15 protein-coding genes are annotated in these 19,588 nt (G+C 63.8%); 8 read left to right on the forward strand and 7 right to left on the reverse strand.

What is annotated here, in order from left to right; all coding sequences use genetic code 11:
* Positions 1-3: 3 nt before the first annotated feature.
* On the reverse strand, positions 4-1,830 hold the full coding sequence (locus F0A17_RS14530) for a glycoside hydrolase family 15 protein (protein ID WP_228716915.1): 1,827 nt from the start codon (positions 1,828-1,830) through the stop codon (positions 4-6).
* A 369-nt stretch (positions 1,831-2,199) separates the two neighbouring features.
* Here F0A17_RS14530 and F0A17_RS14535 point away from each other — a divergent pair, with 369 nt between their 5' ends.
* Genes F0A17_RS14535 through F0A17_RS14545 form a run of 4 tightly spaced genes read left to right on the forward strand, consistent with a single transcriptional unit; the run spans position 2,200 to position 8,400 of the window.
* Positions 2,200-3,996, forward strand: coding sequence for a thiamine pyrophosphate-requiring protein (locus F0A17_RS14535; RefSeq protein ID WP_149329062.1), 1,797 nt, complete (start codon positions 2,200-2,202; stop codon positions 3,994-3,996).
* A gap of 33 nt (positions 3,997-4,029) precedes the next feature.
* On the forward strand, positions 4,030-4,191 hold the full coding sequence (locus tag F0A17_RS20595; RefSeq protein WP_187774704.1) for a hypothetical protein: 162 nt from the start codon (positions 4,030-4,032) through the stop codon (positions 4,189-4,191).
* 47 nt (positions 4,192-4,238) lie between these two features.
* Positions 4,239-7,319 carry an FAD-binding and (Fe-S)-binding domain-containing protein gene (locus F0A17_RS14540; RefSeq protein WP_223111552.1) on the forward strand — a complete coding sequence of 1,027 codons (3,081 nt, stop codon included), beginning with the start codon at positions 4,239-4,241 and terminating at the stop codon, positions 7,317-7,319.
* A gap of 46 nt (positions 7,320-7,365) precedes the next feature.
* Positions 7,366-8,400, forward strand: a complete 1,035-nt coding sequence (locus F0A17_RS14545; protein ID WP_149329063.1) for an SDR family oxidoreductase — start codon at positions 7,366-7,368, stop codon at positions 8,398-8,400.
* On the opposite strand, the gene F0A17_RS14550 is transcribed toward F0A17_RS14545, so the two are convergent.
* Positions 8,397-11,531: an efflux RND transporter permease subunit gene (locus tag F0A17_RS14550; protein WP_149329064.1), complete on the reverse strand. Its 3,135-nt coding sequence runs from the start codon at positions 11,529-11,531 to the stop codon at positions 8,397-8,399. The genes F0A17_RS14545 and F0A17_RS14550 overlap by 4 nt on opposite strands.
* Positions 11,531-12,667, reverse strand: coding sequence for an efflux RND transporter periplasmic adaptor subunit (locus F0A17_RS14555; protein WP_149329065.1), 1,137 nt, complete (start codon positions 12,665-12,667; stop codon positions 11,531-11,533). Before F0A17_RS14555 ends, F0A17_RS14550 begins: the two co-directional genes overlap by 1 nt.
* Before the next feature lie 211 nt (positions 12,668-12,878).
* Between F0A17_RS14555 and F0A17_RS14560 the strand changes: the two genes are divergently transcribed.
* From F0A17_RS14560 to F0A17_RS14575, 4 genes are all read left to right on the forward strand, one after another.
* Entirely contained in the window at positions 12,879-14,090 is a 1,212-nt protein-coding gene (locus tag F0A17_RS14560) for a BaiN/RdsA family NAD(P)/FAD-dependent oxidoreductase (protein ID WP_149329066.1), read from the forward strand.
* Positions 14,091-14,220: 130 nt separating this feature from the next.
* Positions 14,221-15,519 (forward strand): ergothioneine biosynthesis protein EgtB, encoded by a 1,299-nt coding sequence (gene egtB, locus F0A17_RS14565; protein WP_149329067.1) that lies wholly within the window; start codon positions 14,221-14,223, stop codon positions 15,517-15,519.
* A gap of 1 nt (position 15,520) precedes the next feature.
* Positions 15,521-16,486, forward strand: coding sequence for an L-histidine N(alpha)-methyltransferase (gene egtD, locus F0A17_RS14570; protein ID WP_149329068.1), 966 nt, complete (start codon positions 15,521-15,523; stop codon positions 16,484-16,486).
* A 63-nt stretch (positions 16,487-16,549) separates the two neighbouring features.
* Complete coding sequence (locus tag F0A17_RS14575; RefSeq protein WP_149329069.1) at positions 16,550-17,200, forward strand: TetR/AcrR family transcriptional regulator; 651 nt, start codon at positions 16,550-16,552, stop codon at positions 17,198-17,200.
* A 19-nt stretch (positions 17,201-17,219) separates the two neighbouring features.
* On the opposite strand, the gene F0A17_RS14580 is transcribed toward F0A17_RS14575, so the two are convergent.
* The 4 genes from F0A17_RS14580 to F0A17_RS14595 all read right to left on the reverse strand — a co-directional run bounded on the left by F0A17_RS14580 (position 17,220) and on the right by F0A17_RS14595 (position 19,394).
* Complete coding sequence (locus F0A17_RS14580) at positions 17,220-17,525, reverse strand: YqjK family protein (RefSeq protein WP_149329070.1); 306 nt, start codon at positions 17,523-17,525, stop codon at positions 17,220-17,222.
* Positions 17,506-17,907 (reverse strand): phage holin family protein, encoded by a 402-nt coding sequence (locus tag F0A17_RS14585; RefSeq protein ID WP_149329071.1) that lies wholly within the window; start codon positions 17,905-17,907, stop codon positions 17,506-17,508. The genes F0A17_RS14580 and F0A17_RS14585 overlap by 20 nt, the downstream gene beginning before the upstream one ends.
* Entirely contained in the window at positions 17,907-18,239 is a 333-nt protein-coding gene (locus F0A17_RS14590) for an ElaB/YgaM/YqjD family protein (protein WP_149329072.1), read from the reverse strand. Before F0A17_RS14590 ends, F0A17_RS14585 begins: the two co-directional genes overlap by 1 nt.
* A 90-nt stretch (positions 18,240-18,329) precedes the next feature.
* Positions 18,330-19,394: a phospholipase A gene (locus F0A17_RS14595; protein WP_323849417.1), complete on the reverse strand. Its 1,065-nt coding sequence runs from the start codon at positions 19,392-19,394 to the stop codon at positions 18,330-18,332.
* Positions 19,395-19,588: the final 194 nt, after the last annotated feature.

A 19,588-nucleotide genomic window follows, 5' to 3' on the forward strand; every position in this document is an offset into this window, starting at 1 on the left:
GCGTCATTGGCCTTCGTCGCTGCGCTCCTGTGCCGGCCCCTTGTGATCCGGTGCGTCCTTGCTGAGGTTGTGGGCGCTATTGATCAGCCCGACGTGAGAGAAGGCCTGGGGAAAGTTACCCAACTGACAGCCCAGGATAGGATGGTACTCTTCGGCGAGGAGACCGAGATCGTTGCGTACCCCAAGGAGCTTGTCGAAGCGCTGGCGTGCCTCGTCGTGTCGACCGAGCAACACCAGCGTATCCACCAGCCAGAAGCAACAAACCAGAAAGGCGCCTTCCCCTTCGGTCAGGTGGCGGGTCTCATCACCGTGTGAATAGCGGTAGACGAAACCGTCGTGTACCAGTTCGGCCTGTAGGGCGTCGATGGTGCCGAGAATGCGGGGATCATCAATGGGAAGGAAGCCGACCTGAGGCAGCAGCAGCAGCGAAGCGTCCAGGGCGTCCGAGCCATAGGACTGGACGAAGCTGTTGCGCTTGGAATTGAAGCCGTGCGTGCAGACGTCATCATGAATGCGTTGGCGCAGCGCTCGCCAGCGCTGCACGTCGCCATCGAGGCCGAACTCCTCGGCCCCCTTGATGACCCGATCCACTGCGACCCATGCCATGACCTTGGAATGTGTATAGTGGCGTGCAGGCTCGCGACTCTCCCACAGGCCGGCGCCCTTCTCGCTCCAGTGCTGCTCGAGATGTTCGATCATCTGGCGCTGGATGGCCCACATGTCGCGGGAGGGTTCGATATCGTGTATACGGCCAAGGTGCAAGCCATCCATCACTTCACCATAGACGTCGAGCTGGTTTTGCCGAAAGGCATCGTTGCCGATACGTACCGGCTGGCAGCCGTTGAAACCGGATAGCCAATCGAGTTCATGTTCGTAGAGGCGCCGCTCCCCGGCCAGACCGTACACTGGCTGTAGCTTGCCAGGGTCTCCGGCCACCGCACGCAGTAGCCACTCCCGCCAGGCGCAGGCCTCCTCCCGGTAGCCGGAGGAAAGTAGTGCATAGAGCGTGAACGTGGCATCGCGCAGCCAGGTGTAGCGGTAGTCCCAGTTGAGACCGGCATCGGGTTGCTCGGGCAGGGAAGTCGTCGCGGCTCCCACCATGCCGCCGGTCTCGATGTGAGTGAGTGCCTTGAGCGTGATCAGCGATCTCACCACCGGTTCGCGATATCGTTCGGCGATTCGACAGCGTGAACTCCAACTGCTCCACCACGCTTCGGTCTCTTCGAGAGCGCGCAACGCATCCCGGTGGCCGGGGACGTTGCGGAACGGGGGATACCAGGTCAGCACGAACGGCACTCGCTCTCCGGCATGAATCTCGAAGGAAGCGATGATGTCGTTGCCGCAAGCTTCCATTTTGACGGGTGCTTCAAGACGCAGGCCATCCGGGCCGGCCACGGCGGATAAGCTGCTCTCATCCTGGCTCAGCCAAGGCTTCAGCCGGCCATAGCCGAAGCGAAAGGCAGCATGTGAGCGCATCGTCACGCAGCCACTTCGCCCCTCGACGATACGCATCACGTCCTCTTCGTTGTCTCCCTTGCTGGCAACCGGCATGAAATCGATTACTGCGACACTGCCGCGGTCCGTCTCGAAGAGCGTCTCCAGTACGAGTGTCTCCCCACGATAGCGCCTCGAGCGTGACCGTACTGTCTCGCTGGGATAGATCCACCAATGACCGTTATCCTCGTTTCCGAGCAGCTCCGCACAGCAGGCTTCCGAGTCGAACCTGGGAAGGCAGAGCCAGCTCATCGAAGCATGGCGGTCGATGAGCGCGGCCGTGCGCATGTTGCCGATGAACCCGTAGTCCTCGATCATCCGTATCGTGTGCTTCACCTCGACTCCCTCCTGTGCGCCTTCCTTTCGCCAAGTACTGTGATGCTTGGAAGTGATAGCGTCATGCCGTCATGGCGAAAAAGAACAAAAAACCGCTTTTTTTAACAACACGAAAATTAAATCAAGCCGCTCTGACTGCGTGCTGAGAGCGTCTTTTCTTCGCAAGGGGGCGAAGCGTTTTTCTTGTTCAACATGCTGTTTGGCAAACATTAATTAAAAGATTTTCCAATGCAGCGAAGCGAAGCCATACCGGTCAGGCCACATTGACCATCTGGATATGGCTGACTATAGCTCTAGTGATTTCTATGGAAAGAGTGTGCTTGGAGTGTGTCGAATCCGAGCACGGAAGTTGCTATGGGAGAGCCAAGCATGAGCGAACAAGTCGGCGACTTCATCATCAGGCGCTTGGGCGAGTGGGGCGTCAAGCGTATCTATGGCTATCCGGGCGACGGCAGTAACGGCATCATGGGAGCCCTGAACCGGGCGGACGATCGCATCGAGTTCATTCAGACGCGTCATGAGGAGATGGCGGCGTTCATGGCTTGCGCCCATGCCAAGTTCACCGGCGAAGTCGGGGTGTGTACCGCCACGTCGGGGCCGGGCGCTATCCATCTTCTCAACGGGCTCTACGACGCCAAGAAGGACCATCAGCCCGTCGTGGCGATCGTCGGTCAGCAGGCGCGAGCTGCCATGGGCGGCGAGTACCAGCAGGAAGTGGATCTCGTCTCGCTGTTCAAGGATGTCGCGCATGAATTCGTTCATATGGCGACCAGCCCCGCCCAGGTTCGCCATTTGATCGACCGTGCGATTCGCATCGCGCTCTCTGAACGTACGGTGACCGCCGTCATCGTACCCAACGACCTGCAATCGCAACCGGCAGTGGAAACGCCGCCGCATGCCCATGGCACGATTCACTCGGGGGTCGGTTATGTGCCGCCTCGCGTGGTGCCTCATGAGGAGGAATTGCGTCGGGCCGCCGCCGTGCTCAACGAGGGCGAGCGCGTGGCGATTCTGGTCGGTGCCGGGGCGTTGGGCGCCGCCGACGAGGTGATCCAAGTGGCGGAGCGGCTCGGCGCGGGGGTAGCCAAGGCGCTGCTCGGACGCGCGGCGCTGCCCGACGACTTGCCCTTCGTGACAGGCTCGATCGGATTGCTGGGAACCAACGCAAGCTGGGAGCTGATGGCCAACTGCGACACGCTGCTGATGATCGGCTCGGGGTTTCCCTATTCCGAGTTTCTGCCCGAGGAGGGGCAGGCGCGCGGCGTACAGATCGACATCGATCCGCGCATGCTGAGCATTCGATACCCGATGGAAGTGAATCTGGTCGGTGACAGTGCGGGTACGCTGCAGGCGCTGTTGCCGCTGCTGGAGGAAAAGCGCGATCGTTCCTGGCGCGAGCATATCGAGACCAGCGTCGCGCAATGGTGGGACGTGCTCGAGGAGCGCGCCATGGCCGAGGCCGACCCGGTCAATCCTCAGCGCGTCTTTTGGGAACTCTCTCCACGCTTGCCCGATAACTGCATCCTGACCAGCGATTCGGGATCGGCGGCCAACTGGTACGCCCGCGACCTCAAGATTCGGCGTGGCATGATGGCGTCGCTGTCGGGCGGTCTGGCGACCATGGGTAATGGGGTGCCCTATGCGATCGCCGCCAAGTTCGCCTATCCGGACCGCGTCGCTATTGCCTTGGTCGGCGATGGGGCAATGCAGATGAACGGCTGCGCGGAGCTGATTACCGTCGCCAAGTACTGGCAGCGTTGGGCCGACCCGCGGCTCGTGGTCATGGTGCTCAATAACCAGGACCTCAACCAGGTGACTTGGGAAATGCGCGTCATGGAGGGCGACCCCAAGTACGAAGCGTCGCAGGACCTACCCGACTTCCCTTATGCCGAGTATGCCGAGCTGATCGGTCTGAAGGGAATTCGAGTCACCGAACCGAATGCGCTGGCTGGCGCCTGGGATCGGGCCCTTAGCGCCAATCGACCCGTGGTGCTGGAAGTCGTCACCGACCCCGACGTGCCGCCGATTCCGCCGCATATCAAGCGTGAACAGGCCCAAGCCTACATGTCGGCGCTGCTCCATGGCGACCCGGATGCCCTGGGCATCGTCAAGGCCTCGTTCAAACAGTTCGCGCGGCAATTTGTGCCAAAGGTGCGCCGGCATTGAACGCCAAGCGCGGACGCGGAAGAGGAGGGCAACATGCAGCGCCAAGTGCCGATCGAGGCCCTATGGGTAAGCGTCTATCGACCCACCGACATGCCCGAAGAGGACGGCACGCTGGCTTGGGACGAGACGACGCTCATTCTGGTCGAACTGGCCGCCGGCGGAGAGACCGGGATCGGCTATACCTATGCGCGTTGAGGCCAGGCGCTACCGAATCGCATCGATGGGAGCATGAGGAGTCGAACATGGAACCCTCGAGGCATGTCGCCCGCTTCGCCGATGTCATGGATGGCTATCATCGCCTGGCCGAGGAGCTGGCCGCGTCCATTGCCGGAGAAGTGCGCTTCGATGCCGGCAGCCGGGCGCTCTACGCCAATGATGCGTCGAACTATCGTCAGCCGCCCATCGGCGTGACGATCCCACGCTCGGTGGAGGATATCGTCGCCATTCATCGCATCTGTCAGGCGCACGGCCTTCCGATCCTGTCGCGCGGCGCCGGTACCAGCCTGTCAGGAGAAACCGTCAATCACGCGGTGGTGATCGACCACTCCAAGTACCTGGATCGCGTCGTCAATATCGATACCGTGAACCGGCGGGTCACCGTGGAGGCCGGGGCGATCAATGACAAGGTCAACCAGGCGCTGGCCCCCTATGGTCTGGTTTTCCCTCCCGATCCCTCCACCCACGAGTGGTGCACCATCGGCGGCAATGTCGGCAACAACTCCTGTGGGGTGCACTCGGTCCAGGCACAGTGTCACGGTCATGGGCCGCGTACCTGCGACAACGTTCAGGCGCTGGATATCCTGACCTACGATGGTGTGCGCATGACGCTCAAGGATGGCTACCGCGAGGAGGAGATCGACGCGATCTTGGCCGCGGGCGGCCGCCAGGGCGAGATCTTCGATCGCCTGCGCCGGCTTCGTGATGCCTATGCCGAGCGCATTCGTCAGGCCTACCCGCAGGTTGAGCACATGCCGCGCCGAGTGTCCGGCTATAACCTCGACGACCTGTTGCCGGAACGCGGCTTCAACCTGGCCAGCGCTCTGTGCGGCACCGAGGGCACCTGCATGACGGTATTGCATGCCACCCTCAAGCTGACCGAGAACGTGTCACATCGCACGCTCGTGGTGGTGGGCTTCGACAGCGTCGAAGAGGCCGGCGACCATGTGCCGCTGATCGTCGAGACGCGGCCGATCGCCCTCGAGGCCATCGACAAGCGGCTGCTCGAGCATGAGATCCGACAGCACATGCACGAAACGGCTCTCCAGCGGATGCCTCGCGGCGATGCCTACCTGCTGGTCGAGTACGGCGGCTCCGATGCCGACGCCACCTGCCGCGAGGCGCGCGAATTGATCGAAGGCCTGCGCAATGCCGGCAGCCGCATCGTGGATTACCGGATCGTCGACGATCCGGCGCAGGCGACGGCGTTATGGGAGGTGCGCAAGGCAGGGCTGGGAGCGACGGCGTTTCCTCCGCCCGAACGCACGCCGCACTGGCCCGGCTGGGAAGATTCCGCGGTGCCGCCGGAGCGGGTGGGCGACTACGTGCGCGATCTCAAGGGGCTCTATCGCAAGTACGGGTACGTCGGCGCGTTCTACGGCCACTTCGGGCAGGGTTGCGTCCATTCGCGCATCGACTTCGACCTGCAGTCGGAGGAGGGGATTGCGACGTACCGACGCTTCGTCGAGGAGGCCGCCGACCTGGTGGTGTCCCATGGTGGCTCGCTGTCCGGTGAGCACGGCGATGGCCAGGCGCGCGGCGAGCTGCTGGAGCGCATGTACGGACCCGAGCTGACCGAGGCCTTTCGTGAGTTCAAGCGCATCTGGGATCCGCAATGGAAGATGAATCCGGGCAAGGTCATCGATCCTTATCGCCTGGACGAAAACCTGCGCATGATCGACTACACGCCATGGCAGGTCGAGACCGCCTTCACGTTTCCCGACGACGAGCGCAGCTTCGCCAGGGTCGCGTTCCGCTGTGTCGGCGTCGGCAAGTGCCGGAGCGACAACGGCACCATGTGTCCCAGTTACATGGTGACCCGCGAGGAGAAACATTCGACCCGAGGGCGGGCCCGACTGTTGTTCGAAATGATGAACGGAGAACTCATCACCGACGGCTGGCAGTCCGACGAGGTGCGTGAATCCCTCGACCTATGCCTGGCCTGCAAGGGCTGCGTCAACGACTGTCCGGTGAACGTCGACATGGCGACCTACAAGGCCGAGTTTCTGTCGCACTATTATGGCCCAGGCAGGCATCGCCGCCCGCTGTTCCACTACGCCTACGGCTTCATCGACCGCTGGTCGCGGCTGGCGTCGAAGGTGCCGGCCCTGGTCAACTTCGTCAGCGGTGCGCCATGGGTGAGTGCGGCGACCAAGCGCCTGGTCTCCATGCCGCCGCAGCGCCGGGCGCCGCGCTACGCTCCCGAGACGTTTCAGGAGTGGTTCGCCAGACGCCCTGAGGTCAATGCCCACGCGCCTGCGGTGATGCTCTGGGCCGATACGTTCAGCAACCACTTCTACCCCGAGACCGCCCAGGCCGCCACCGAGGTGCTCGAGGCGGCGGGTTACCGTGTCATCCTGCCTCCGGTGGGACTGTGCTGCGGGCGGCCGCTCTACGATTTCGGTATGCTCGGGCACGCCAAGGCATATCTGGAACGGGTCATGACCGCCCTGGACGCTCCCTTGGCGGCCGGTACGCCCATCATCGGGTTCGAGCCATCGTGCATCACGGTCTTTCGCGACGAACTGGTCAACCTGTTCCCGGACGATCCCCGTGCGCGACGCCTGAGCGACAACAGCTTGATGCTGAGCGAATTCCTCATGCAGCGCGCCGGAAACTATCGGCCACCGTGCCTTCCACGCAAGGCGCTGGTTCACGGACATTGCCATCACAAGTCCATGCTTCACCTGGAGGCCGAGAAGGCGCTGCTCGAAGCGATGGGGCTGGACGTCGAATGGCTCGATGCCGGCTGCTGTGGGATGTCCGGCTCTTTCGGTTACGAACGCGACAAATACGAGGTATCGATGGCGATCGGTGAGCGGATCCTGCTGCCGCGCGTTCGCGAGGCCGAGCCGCAGACGCTGGTCGTCACCAGTGGCTTCAGTTGTCGCCAGCAGATTGCCGATGCCACGCCCAGGCGTGCACTGCATGTCGCCGAGGTACTACGCCTGGCCTTTGACGAGGGACACGATACGACCCCAGATGTGCCACCGGAGCGTGGTCTCGAAAGACGCCGCGTGCAGGCGCAGCGTCGGGCCAATCGGCGCGCTGCCGTCGTGGCCGGTGCCTTGGCAGCCTTGGGTTGGCATCGCGGGGCCAGGCGATAGACAACGAATGCCGAAGCAGGCAAGGCACAAGGCAAAGGAGGTGCACATGCAAGACCGTCAGGAAGTCGTCGTCGTCACCGGCGCGGGCGCCGGGCTGGGGCGTGCCGTGGCGCGGGAATTCGCCCGGCATGGGGCCGCCCTGGGGCTGATCTCACGCAGCCCGGGCCGGCTGGAGGCCGTGAAGAGTGAGATCGAGGCCCTTGGGGCACGCGCCGTCACGATGAGCGTCGACGTGGCCGATGCGCCCCAGGTCGAGCGAGCCGCCGAGCGTGTCGAGGCCGAGCTCGGCCCCATCGACATCTGGGTCAACGGCGTCATGACCACCGTGTTCTCGCCTTTGCACGAGATGAGCCCGGACGAGTTTCGCCGCGTGACCGAGGTCACCTACCTGGGCTACGTGCATGGCACGATGGCAGCGCTCAAACGCATGCGCCCGCGCAACCGCGGTACCATCGTCCAGGTTGGCTCGGCCCTGGCCCATCGTTCGATACCGTTGCAAAGCGCCTACTGCGGTGCCAAGCACGCCATCAAGGGTATGACCGAGGCGCTGCGCTGCGAGCTGATGCACGAGGGTAGCGCCATACATGTCACCCAGGTCGAGATGCCGGCGCTCAATACGCCCCAGTTCGACTGGTGCCGCAACCGCATGCCCCGGCGCGCCCGTCCCATGGCCCCCGTGTTCGAGCCCGAGGTGGGAGCGCAAGCCGTCTACTGGGCCGCGCATCATCGTCGGCGCGAGCTTCATGTCGGGCTGTCGACCGTGGCCACGATCTGGGGCAGCCGATGCCTTCCCGGCCTCATGGACCGGTGGCTGGCACGCTCGGCCGTCGACGGACAGCAGACCGAGGAATCGGAATATCCCGAGCGCGCGGACAACCTATGGCAGCCGATCAAGGGTGACATGGGGGCCCGAGGTCGCTTTGGGCGCGAGTCGAAGCGTCATAGCGGACAGTTCTGGCTGGCGACGCACCGCGGCCAGGTGGGGGCGATCGCCGGTTCGTTGCTGCTGGCCGGAGCCGCCACGCTATATGCCAGGCGGCGACCCCGCCGAGCGCCGGTCCAGATGCCGAGGCGGCGTTAGTGATCGGAATTCTTGGCCGAGCGTTCGCTCGGCACTCGTGCCATTTCATTTTCCAGCCGCCGGCGCACATCGCCGGGCGAACCGGTGTGGCGCGCCAGCAGGTCGTAGGCCACCGGGACCACGAACAGAGTGAAGAGGGTGGCGGCCGCGACGCCAGCGAGAATCACGGTACCGATCACCATGCGCGATTCGGCGCCGGCGCCTGACGAGACAATCAGCGGGACGGAGCCGGCCATGGTGGTGACCGCCGTCATCAGGATCGGCCGCAGGCGTGTCACGGAGGCTTCCAGCAGAGCGTCGCGAAAGGCGAAGCCCTCGTCGCGCAACTGGTTGGCGAATTCCACGATCAAAATGCCGTTCTTCGCTGCCAGACCGATCAGCATTACCAGCCCCACCTGACTGTAGATATTGAGCGACTGCCCGGTGACGTAGAGCCCCAACATGGCGCCGCTCATGGCCAAGGGCACGGTGAGCATGATCACGAAAGGATGGATGAAGCTCTCGAACTGGGCCGCCAGCACCAGGAAGACCACCAGGCCGCCAAGGATCAATAGGGTGAGGGTGGCACCGCTGGCGCGGTCGTAATCGCGCGAAGCGCCGCTGACGTCGGTCTGGGCCTGGCCCGGCAGCACTTCGTTGGCTGCCGCTTCCAGATACTCCAGCGCATCGCCCAGCGCATAGCCGTCGGCCAGGTTGGCCTCGATGGTGATGGCGCGCAGACGATTGAAGCGGTTGAGCGTGCTGGCGCCGGCCTCGTCGGAGAAGCTCACCAGGCTGGCCAGGGGAATCAGCTCCCCGGTACGGGCCGAACGTACCTGGATGTTATCCAGGGCGCGCGGGCTCGACTGGTTGGCGCGGTCGCCCTCGACGATCACATCGTACTCCTGGCCATTGTCGAGGTAGCGGGTCACGTTGCGCCCACCCAGCATGACCTCGAGGGTCCGACCGATTTCGGTCACGGTGACGCCCAGGTCGGCGGCCCGTGTATAATCGATCTCGACGCGCAACTGCGGCTGGGTCTCCTTGTAGTTGCTGTCCAGGCCGATCAGGCGCGGATTGTCCTCGCGTATATGCGCCATCAACAGGTCGCGCCACTCGGCGAGCTCTTCATAGGTGCCGCCGCCCAGCACGAACTCCACCGGCTTGCTGATGCGTTGGCCGAAACCTTGGCGCATCACTGGGAAGGCCTGGACGCCGGGCAGGTCGGCGAGCTTGCGCCGCACATCGTTCATGATCGTCCACGCGTCGCGACGCTCTCCCCAGTCTGCCATGCTGACGATCGCGAAGCCGTTGTTGAAGTTCTCGATATTGCCGAACCCGCGAGGTGCCCGGACCACGACCCGCTGCAGGTCGCCGCTGTCGATCAGGGAAGAGAGGCGCGTCTCGATCTCGTCCATGTAGTCCATGGTGTAATCGAACGTTGCCCCTTCCGGCCCGTTGACCAGAATGATGAAGCTGCCACGATCCTCCTGGGGGGTGTACTCGCTGGGCAGACGGTCGGCGAGCCAGGCGGTGGCGGCGACCAACCCGACGAAAACCGCCAGCACCGGCAGACGCGCCTTGAGCACGCCGACCAGCAGCGTGTGGTAGAGGCGCTGCGAGAATTCCAGCAGCCACTGCACGCCGTGGGCGATACGGCTGTCCTGCATCGAGGGCTTGAGAATCTTCGACGCCATCATCGGCGTCAACGACAGGGCCAGTACGCTGGAGATGACCACCGCAGCGGCCATGGTCAGGGCGAACTCGGAGAACAGGCGACCCACGTTGCCCTGCAGGAAGCCCAGCGGCACGAATACCGCGACCAGCACCAGGGTGGTGGCGATGACGGCGAAGGCGATCTGGCGGCTGCCGCGAAAGGCCGCGACCAGCGGCGTCTCGCCATAGTCATGCATGCGCCGGTGGATATTCTCGAGCACCACGATGGCATCGTCGACGATCAGGCCGATCGCCAGCACCAGGGCGAGCAGGGTGAGCAGATTGATCGAGAATCCCATCAGCGCCAGTGCCATGAATGAGCCGATGATGGCGATCGGCACGGTAACGGCGGGAATCAGCGTGGTGCGCACGTTGCCGAGGAAAAGAAAGATCACCACCACCACCAGTCCCAGAGCGATGAATAGGGTGAGCACGACCTGCTCGATGGCGCCCGAGACGAATACCGAGGCATCGTAGTTGAGGGAGAGCGTCATGCCGTCGGGCAAGCTGTTCTGCACCCGCTTCAGCTCTGTCTGGACCCCCTGCGATACTTCGAGCACGTTGGCGGTGGACTGTTTCATGATACCCAGACCCACCATCGGCACGCCGTTGGCGCGGAAGATCGAGCGATCCTCCACCGAGCCGATCTCCACCCGCGCCACGTCAGCGAGGCGTACCAGGTAACCGTCGCTGCCCCGCGCCAGGGCCAGGCGTTCGAAGTCCGCCGGTTCGGCAAAGCTGCGCGGCAGGCGCACCACGAACTGGCGCGTACGCGATTCGATGGAACCTGCCGGCAGTTCGACGTTCTCGGCGCGCAGGGCGCTCTCCACGTCGCCGACAGTCAGATGGCGGGCGGCCAGGGCGTTGCGGTCGAGCCACACGCGCATGGCGTACTCGCGGCCACCGCCCACGCGCACGCGCGCCACCCCGGGCTGCACGGAAAAGCCATCCACCAGATAGCGATCGGCGTAATCGGTCAGCTCGGGAATGGTGTAGCCGGCGCCGGAGAGGGACAGCCACAGCACCACGTCTTCGCTCGAGTCGGTCTTCTGTACTTCCGGCGGGTCGGCTTCGTCGGGCAAATTCTGCATCGCCCCCGAAATACGGTCGCGCACGTCATTGGCCGCCGCGTCGATATCCATGTCGAGGCGAAACTCGATGTCGATGCGCGACTGGCCGTCCTCGCTGGTAGAGGTGATCAGTTCGATGCCTTCCACCCCGGCGATGCGATCCTCCAGCACTTGCGTGATCCGGGTCTCCACCACGCTGGCCGAGGCGCCTGGATAGCGGGTCTCGATACTGACCACAGGCGGGTCGATGGAGGGGTATTCCTGCAGTGGCAAGCGCTGCAAGGCCAGCAGGCCGAAGGCGACGATCAACAGGGCCAGCACAGTGGCCAGCACCGGGCGCTGGACGGAGATATCCGAGAGCCGCATCAGGCATCTTCCTCGTGGCGATTGGCCTCGAGAATGTCTCGGACCGAGGTGTCGTCGGCGGCGATACCCAGCACGCGCACCCGGTCGCCTTCGTGGGAGCGCTGGAGGCCATGGCTGACCACCAGTTCCCCGCCCGTGAGCCCTTCGAGAATCTCGGCCTGGCCAGTGCGGCGCTCGCCGACTCTCACCTGGCGACGCACCAGGCGGTTGTCGTCGGCTTCATCGATCAGCAGCACATACTGCTTGTCACCGCTAGGGACCAGTACCGACTCGGGCACCACCACCGCCTGGCGCGGGTTGCGGCGTAGCACCACCTCCATCAACATGCCGGGGCGCAAGCGCAGTTCGGGGTTGTCGAGCTTCGCACGCACCGTGACGCTGCGGCTGACCGGATCGACCCGTGAACCGATGCTGGCCACTTCGCCCTCGAAGCGCTCGTCGGGAAAGGCCGCGCTGCGGGCGGTCAGCGGCAGACCGGGGGCGAGAATCGACAGGAAGGACTCGGGGACGCTGAAGTCGAGTTTCATCTCGTCGAGTTTGTCCAGAGTCACCAGTTCCGTGCCGGGCGTGACCAGGCTCCCCAGGCTGATGTTGCGAAAGCCTACCCGGCCGGCGAACGGTGCGCGTATCCGGTAATTGGACAGCCGCGCCTCTAGTGCCTGGACTTCGGCCTCGACCTGGCGTAGCTGCGCTTGGCTGTCCTCCACATCGGCGCGTGGCGCCATGTTGCGGCTCTGCAACTGGCTCAGGCGATTCACCGTGCCGCGCCGCTCGTCGCGTAGCGCTTGGGCGGCGCGCAATTGGGCGCGCTCCTCGGCATCGTCCAGTCGGATCAGCAGTTGCCCCGCCTCCACTCTTTCACCGTCCTGAAAGTTGAGTTCCGCCACGAGTTCGGTGACCGTGGCCGAGAGCGTGACGCTTTCGTCGGCACGTAGCGTGCCCAACGCCTCCAGCGGGTCGGACCAGGCCTCGACGCTGGCACGGGCGCCGATGACCGCGGGGCGCTCTTGAGCGGCAACAGGTGAGTGAGGACCGAGGACGAGGCCAATGGTCAGGGCGAGGACCAGGCAGAGCGGGCCGGTCAGCGTGGCCAGGCATCGGTCCAGCGCAAGGGGGGGGGGGCGCGTTGGGGTCATGAGGGCTCGTTATCGTGATTAGACAGTTGCTTGGAGACCACATCCCTGGGTATCCCATACCAGCTTACTGATTTTTCTCCTCACACATGTGACAAAAAGTGCGCAATATTGGCTTTGCGCATGCAGTGTTCTTGTACAAGGTTTGTGCCGTTATTCCAGGTGAGGAGGGCTCTGGTAGAATCGACGCCCTCGAGTCCAAGGTGAAGTCGCGATGCCATCTTCCTTCGATGTGATCGTCATCGGCGCGGGTGCTGCCGGATTGATGTGTGCGCTGACCGCCGGCTACGCCGGGCGCCGCGTGCTGGTTCTCGATCACGCCAACAAGCCCGGCAAAAAGATCCTCATGTCAGGGGGAGGGCGGTGCAACTTCACCAACCTGGCAACGGGGCCGGCCAATTTCTTTTCCACCAACCCGCACTTCTGCATCTCCGCGCTGAAGCGTTACCGCCCCGAACACTTCGTCGAGCTGGTGGAGCGCCACGGCGTCGAGTATGTCGAGAAGGCGCCGGGACAGCTGTTCTGTGCTCACTCGGCCAAGGAGCTGCTCGGAGTGTTGCTCACCGAATGCGATTGGGCCGGCGTGACGCTGCGAATGAATGCCCGAGTGGAGCGGCTCGAGCGCCATGCCGAGGGCATGCGGCTGAGGACGTCCCATGGCATCCTCGATGCTGGCGCCGTCGTGATCGCCACCGGTGGGTTGTCGATTCCCACCATGGGCGCGACCGGTTTCGGTTACGACATCGCACGCCAGTTCGGCTTGAGGGTAACGCAGACGCGGCCGGCGCTGGTGCCCTTCACTCTGACCTCACACTGGAAAGCGCGAGCGGCCGATCTGGCCGGCGTGGCCTGCGACGTGGCGGTCGGGGCCGTGCGCGGTGGTCAGCGCCTCGGGCCGGGGCGCGAGCGGCGCTATCGCGAGCCGATGCTGTTTACCCACCGCGGCTTGTCCGGCCCTGGCATGCTGCAGATTTCCAGCTACTGGGAGCCCGGCGACGAACTCGAAATCGATCTGCTGCCGGACGTCGATATCGCTGGCGCCCTGGCATCGGCGCGTCGTGCGACACCGCGTCGACAGCTCTCGACCTGGCTTGGCGAACGTCTGCCGCGCCGCCTGGCCCAGGCGCTGGGCGAGTGGTACGGCGAGGACCCCACCCTGGCCGAGTTGTCCAACTCCCGTATCGAGACATGGCGCGTACGTCTCGGTGCCTGGCGCCTCAGACCTGCTGGCACCGAAGGCTGGCGTACCGCCGAGGTGACCCTGGGCGGTGTCGACACCGAAGCGATCTCCTCACAAGATTTCTCCGTCGGGGGATTGTCCCAGTTGCGCTTCATCGGTGAGGTGCTCGATGTCACCGGTGAGCTGGGCGGTTACAACTTCCAGTGGGCCTGGGCGTCCGGCGTGGCCTGCGGTTCGGCGCTCTGAGCTCGAGGCCGATGGCGAGTCGTCAGGCCGGGCGACAAAGTTTTACGCTTCGTAACCTGATGGCCCGGGACGCGTTGCTACGCTTGGGGAGTCGGTTCGCCACGTACGTGGCTCGTCACAGGAGAGCGCCATGCCCCCCTTCGCTCAACAGCTGGAAACGCCGGACAGCCTGCACACCAAGGAGTGGATGAGGCGCTACCAGCGCATACGGCAGGCATCCGAGACGCTATGTGCCCCGCTCTGCACCGAGGATTTCGTCATTCAGAGCATGGATGACGTCAGTCCACCGAAATGGCACCTTGCGCACGTCACCTGGTTCTTCGAAGCTTTCGTGCTATCTCCCTTTCTTCCGCGCTACCGTCCGCTCGATCCCGCCTACGACTTTCTCTTCAACTCCTATTACGAGACGCATGGGGTGCCGTTTCCCCGGCCTTGTCGGGGGACCCTCTCGCGTCCCGTCGTGGCTGACATCTACCGCTTCCGCGCCCATGTCGACGCCGCCATGGCGGAGCTGCTCGCGTCACCGCCCGCGGAGCATGTCGCGGAGATCGTCAGACGGGTAGAACTGGGGCTGCACCACGAGCAGCAGCACCAGGAGCTGCTGCTCATGGACATCAAGCACATCCTGGCCCAGAACCCGTTATGTCCCGCTTATCGCGACGACCTCGCTGCGCCCGTCGTGCGCACTCCGGCGGAGAGCGATTGGCTCGAATATGCGGCCGGCATCCGTGTCATCGGCCACGACATGGCCAGCGAGGGCTTCGCCTACGATAACGAGAGTTCACGGCACCGACAGTTTCTCGAAGCCTTCCAGCTCGCCAAGTATCCCGTGACCAACGGCGAGTATCTCGCCTTCATGGAGGAGGGCGGTTACGAACGTCCCGAGCTATGGTTGTCGGATGGCTGGCAGCAGGTCGGCCGGGAGGGTTGGAACGCGCCGCTTTACTGGGTGAAGCGCGGCGATGGCTGGTATCACTTCACCTTGGGTGGGCTGCGTCCGGTGGACCCGCATGCGCCTGTGGCGCATGTCAGCTTCTTCGAAGCCGATGCCTATGCCCGCTGGGCCGGGGCGCGTCTGCCCAGCGAAGCGGAGTGGGAGACCGCGGCCAGGGGTATGGTCATGACCGGCAACTTCGTGGAAGCCGACTTCCTTCAGCCGACCGCCGCGGCGGGAACGGGCGATGGCCCCGTCCAGCTGTTCGGCGACGTGTGGGAATGGACCGGCAGCGCCTACCGGCCTTATCCCGGATTCCGTCCCCTGCCGGGCACGTTGGGCGAGTACAACGGCAAGTTCATGTCGGGCCAGATGGTACTGCGCGGCGGCTGTTGCGCCACGCCGGCCGGGCATATCCGCCCAACCTACCGCAACTTCTTCCCGCCTCACGCGCGCTGGGCGTTTTCCGGCTTGCGACTTGCCAGGGAGGCATGACATGGATCCGGTCGTTCGTTTTCACGACCAGCAACCGCCGGCCGCGGCGGTTTCGCTGGGCGAGGAGCTGCTGGCGGGGCTGATCGCCACGCCAAAGTTCACTTCACCCAAGTTTCTTTACGATCGGCGCGGCTCGGAGCTCTTCGATGCCATCTGTCGTCAGCCGGAGTACTACCCGACCCGCACCGAGGAGGCGATCCTGAAGGCGGCGAAGGCAGAGATCGCCGAGGTCGTCGGCCCCCACGCGGCGCTGATCGAGCTCGGCAGCGGGGCCAGTCGCAAGGTACGCTTACTGCTCGAAGCATTGCGGCCCGCCTGCTACCTGGGGGTAGATATCTCGCGCGACTTCCTGTGGGAGAGTACCCGGCGCCTGGCGACCGATTACCCTTGGCTGGAGGTGCATGCCGCCTGCGCCGACTTTACCTGTCCGATGGTCTGGCCGGAGGGGTTTGGCGGTGAGCGGCCGGTGGCCTTCTTTCCCGGTTCGAGCATCGGCAACTTCACCCCCGACGAGGCTGAGGGGTTCCTGTGCGGCCTGGCCGAACTCTTGCCTGTTGGCGGCGGTCTGCTGATCGGCGTCGACCTGATCAAGGATCGCACCGTGCTCGATGCCGCCTATAACGATGCCGCGGGTATCACGGCGGCTTTCAACCTCAACCTGCTGGAGCGATTGCGCCATGAATTCGACGCCGACGTCGAGCCCAGTCGCTTCCAACACCAAGCCTTCTACAACGAAAGCGATTCGCGGATCGAGATGCACTTGGTGAGTCGGTGCGATCAGACGGTTCGGGTGGCGGGGGAGCGGATCCGCTTTGTCGAAGGCGAATCGCTGCACACCGAGAATTCCTACAAGTACAGTGTCGAAGGCTTCCGCCGTCTGGCCGCTTGCGCCGGCTTCGAGTCACGTGCGCAATGGACCGATCCCGACGCGCTGTTCTGTATCCATTATCTGGAGCGGGGCGGATAATGGCCCTGCTTCGATTCCGGGCTATGCTCCATAGCAGGAAACCGCTGTAAATCGAGGCCCGCCATGACCATGATCGCCATCCACGACTCGTCCGAGTCCACTGCGTCGCCCTTCGTCGACACTATCGTCAACGAAGCCGTTCGCCAGGCCGAGGAGCGGGGATGGCAAGCGGTGCGGCTCAGCGAAGTCGCCCATTGTCTGGAGCTGCCCATGTCGGTCGTGCTGGAGCGTTTCCGTGATATGGACGACGTGGCCAATGCCTGGTTCCAGCGAGGCTGGCGCGCGATGCTGGCCGAAAAGCCCGATACTTTCGAGGACTGGCCCGAGCGGGTGCGTATCGAACACTGCTTGCTGGCCTGGTTCGATGCCTTCGCCGCGCATCGCCAGGTAACCGTGGAGATGCTACGTCGCAAGGCGCACCTGCCGCATCCGCATACCTGGGTACCCATGGTGTTCGATCTGTCGCGCACCGTGCAGTGGCTACGCGAGGCGGCACGGCTCGAGGCTCGCTACGGAACCCGCCGTGCCCAGCTCGAAGAAATGGCGCTGACCCACCTGTTTCTGGCGTCTCTGGCGGTCTGGTCGACGGATCTCAGTGAAGGGCAACGGCGCACGCGGCGTTTTGTCGAACGCCAGCTCAAGCGCGGCGAGCGTTGCATGAAATGGATGCCGGGAGTGGGGAGACGGGAACGCCACGCCGAAGCACAGCTCTAGTCCTACCGATCTGCTGCGTTCATCTGAACTGGCGGAGCAAGAGGCGAGCCCGGTTGAGCATGAACCCTCCCGCGGCGAGCCGTCGAGCGAGGCGAACCAGCGAGTGTGGCCTCCGGGCACTGCCCACCAACAGGGCTCCACCCGCCACGTACAGCAGCCCCCGGTAGCGCGCCAGGCGTTGCCACCCCTCATCGAGCGATCGGCCTGCCTGATGCCAGCGGCTCGCCTCGACCAGCATGTCGATGCGCTGCTGCTCGATCATGGCGATAAGCTCGGTCTTGCGCTCGGCGCGTGCTCGGCGCAAGTCACGATGGCGGCGTGTCACGTTGGCTCTCCAGCAGGTGACGATCCAGGGCCAACTGGGCCAGGGTTTCCTTCAGCAGGCTGCGGCGGCGTGCCAGGCGCATCGCCTGAAGAGCGGAGAGCAGGCCGCCGCCCAGTAGCACCACGGCACTGGTGCCGATGGCGGCCAGACGATGGGTCTCCCAGAACAGCACCACCACCAGCAGGATCAGCATGCCCAGGCCGAACATTACCAGTACCAGACTGATGCCCAGTAACAGAATCAACGTGGCGAGACGGGCACGCTCCTCCTCCAGCTCCAGCACGGCGAGACGCAGGCGCGTCTCGCCGGAAGCCATCAGACTGGATAAAAGGCGCCTGCCAGCGGCGATCAGGCGTTGCGTGGGGCCTTCGCCAGATGCCATCAACGCCGCCCGATCAGCATACCGATGATCATGCCCAAGACGGCGCCGATACCGATGCTGGTCCAGGGATTCTCGTGGACATAGCGATCACAGCTATCGACCTGATGGCTGATGGAATCGCGGGCCTCACCGTAGAGTCGCTCACCGCGGGATTCGAGTCGCTGGCGCGTTTCCTTGAGCCGCTTCTCGGCGCGATCCCTCAGCTCCTTGACATTGCTGCGGGAGTCATCGGCCGTTGCGCTGACCAGTTCCTCGATGGTCTGGGACAGGTGCTGGAGATCTTCCTTCAGCTGGCGGGTGGTTTCGTCCACGTGAGGAGTGCGTGAGGCCATGGCAGTCTTTCCTTCGACGATGAATGACCCGTTCAGCATAACAGTCGTTACTGCGACTTCAATGCCGCTTCGCTGCGCTATTGATCGGCGTCATTCCGGAATAAGCGAACTGCTTCCCGAGAAGATGGGGTTGAGGCTGAAGCCAATGCCGATGCGCTGGGTACGGTGATCGTAGTCGATCATGCTGTCGCCGTAGCCATAGAAGTACTGCAGATGGCCACGGATGTTGCCGTGCAGCGGCCAGGAGTAATCCACCCGGGTTCCCATGTGGCCGGCACCGGGATTGCCATGCCACTGTAAGGCTACCTCGCTGTCCCCCAGGCGGTGGGCGACCGTGATCTCGCCATAGCCCAGATAGCGTTCGATATCGGGGTTGTCATCGTCGCCCGCCGACTCCGGCACTCGCCAATGGGGCGCCACGCTGACCAGCCAGTCGTTATTGATGAAAGTCGACTCGAGAATAACGCGGTTCCAACTGCGCGACATGTCCCCCGAGCGACCGTTGGATTGATGGTTAAAGCTAAAACGGTTATTGATGTTGGTCCAACCCAGCAGCGACCAGCGGTTCTCGAAGTCGATGAAAAACTCGGGTTCGTAATTGGTCTCGCGGAACGGCGACGAGGAGTCGGCATTGTAGGCTTGCCACCAACTGCGCTGGGTATAGGCGAAGTAAAGGTCGCCGCCGTGATCGCCGAACAGGCGTTCGATGAGGTTGAATTTCGCACTGAACTGGAACTTGACTTCGGCGCGGTCGGGCGTGCCGTCCCTGTCGACGTTGCCGAAGACTTCCTCGTTGGGACGACGGTCGTAACTCATCGGCAGGAGGTAATTGCGCCGGTGCGCGGTGATCGAGAAGGGGTTGCGCATGGATTCGCGCTCGAGCTGGCGGCGTTCTTCCACCGACTCGAGCTCCTGCTCGGAAGCGATGGTCAGCACCTCGCCCAGGCCAAGACCAAGACGCCGATCTTCCGGCTCGAGCCGGTCCTCCGCGAGTTGTTGGCGCAAGGCGTCCAACTCCTCGCTCAATGTTTCGATGCGGGCCTCGATGGCCGCACGCTCCGTCTCCGTGAGAGGGGACGCCTGGGCTGATACCGTATCGGCGGAGCCGAGCATCAGCAGGAGGAAAGCCGGCGTAACGAGGCGGAGTGGCATCATAAGGGCGGAACCGTAAGCGGAGGTTGAACGCCGTTTCTATCATGCCCTTGTGTCAAGTCAACCACAAGAATGGCTTATGCCCATTGCCTTGCCGTGTGCATAGGATGAGAATCGGCCCTGGGCCCAGGGCCAGTCCAACCGAGAGTTCGTGTGAGCCAATTGTACAATCCAATCTCCTGTAACCGACGGCGAAT

Origin of the sequence: Billgrantia pellis (assembly GCF_008297955.1) — a bacterium.
Classification (GTDB): Bacteria; Pseudomonadota; Gammaproteobacteria; order Pseudomonadales; family Halomonadaceae; genus Halomonas; species Halomonas pellis.

Excerpts from the sequence above, each read along its gene's own strand:
- F0A17_RS14535 (WP_149329062.1), top strand. The coding sequence starts at position 2,200 with ATGAGCGAACAAGTCGGCGACTTCATCATCAGGCGCTTGGGCGAGTGG.
- F0A17_RS20595 (WP_187774704.1), top strand. The coding sequence starts at position 4,030 with ATGCAGCGCCAAGTGCCGATCGAGGCCCTATGGGTAAGCGTCTATCGA.
- F0A17_RS14540 (WP_223111552.1), top strand. The coding sequence starts at position 4,239 with ATGGAACCCTCGAGGCATGTCGCCCGCTTCGCCGATGTCATGGATGGC.
- F0A17_RS14545 (WP_149329063.1), top strand. The coding sequence starts at position 7,366 with ATGCAAGACCGTCAGGAAGTCGTCGTCGTCACCGGCGCGGGCGCCGGG.
- F0A17_RS14550 (WP_149329064.1), bottom strand. The coding sequence starts at position 11,531 with ATGCGGCTCTCGGATATCTCCGTCCAGCGCCCGGTGCTGGCCACTGTG.
- F0A17_RS14555 (WP_149329065.1), bottom strand. The coding sequence starts at position 12,667 with ATGACCCCAACGCGCCCCCCCCCCCTTGCGCTGGACCGATGCCTGGCC.
- F0A17_RS14560 (WP_149329066.1), top strand. The coding sequence starts at position 12,879 with ATGCCATCTTCCTTCGATGTGATCGTCATCGGCGCGGGTGCTGCCGGA.
- egtB (WP_149329067.1), top strand. The coding sequence starts at position 14,221 with ATGCCCCCCTTCGCTCAACAGCTGGAAACGCCGGACAGCCTGCACACC.
- egtD (WP_149329068.1), top strand. The coding sequence starts at position 15,521 with ATGGATCCGGTCGTTCGTTTTCACGACCAGCAACCGCCGGCCGCGGCG.
- F0A17_RS14575 (WP_149329069.1), top strand. The coding sequence starts at position 16,550 with ATGACCATGATCGCCATCCACGACTCGTCCGAGTCCACTGCGTCGCCC.
- F0A17_RS14585 (WP_149329071.1), bottom strand. The coding sequence starts at position 17,907 with ATGGCATCTGGCGAAGGCCCCACGCAACGCCTGATCGCCGCTGGCAGG.
- F0A17_RS14590 (WP_149329072.1), bottom strand. The coding sequence starts at position 18,239 with ATGGCCTCACGCACTCCTCACGTGGACGAAACCACCCGCCAGCTGAAG.
- F0A17_RS14595 (WP_323849417.1), bottom strand. The coding sequence starts at position 19,394 with ATGATGCCACTCCGCCTCGTTACGCCGGCTTTCCTCCTGCTGATGCTC.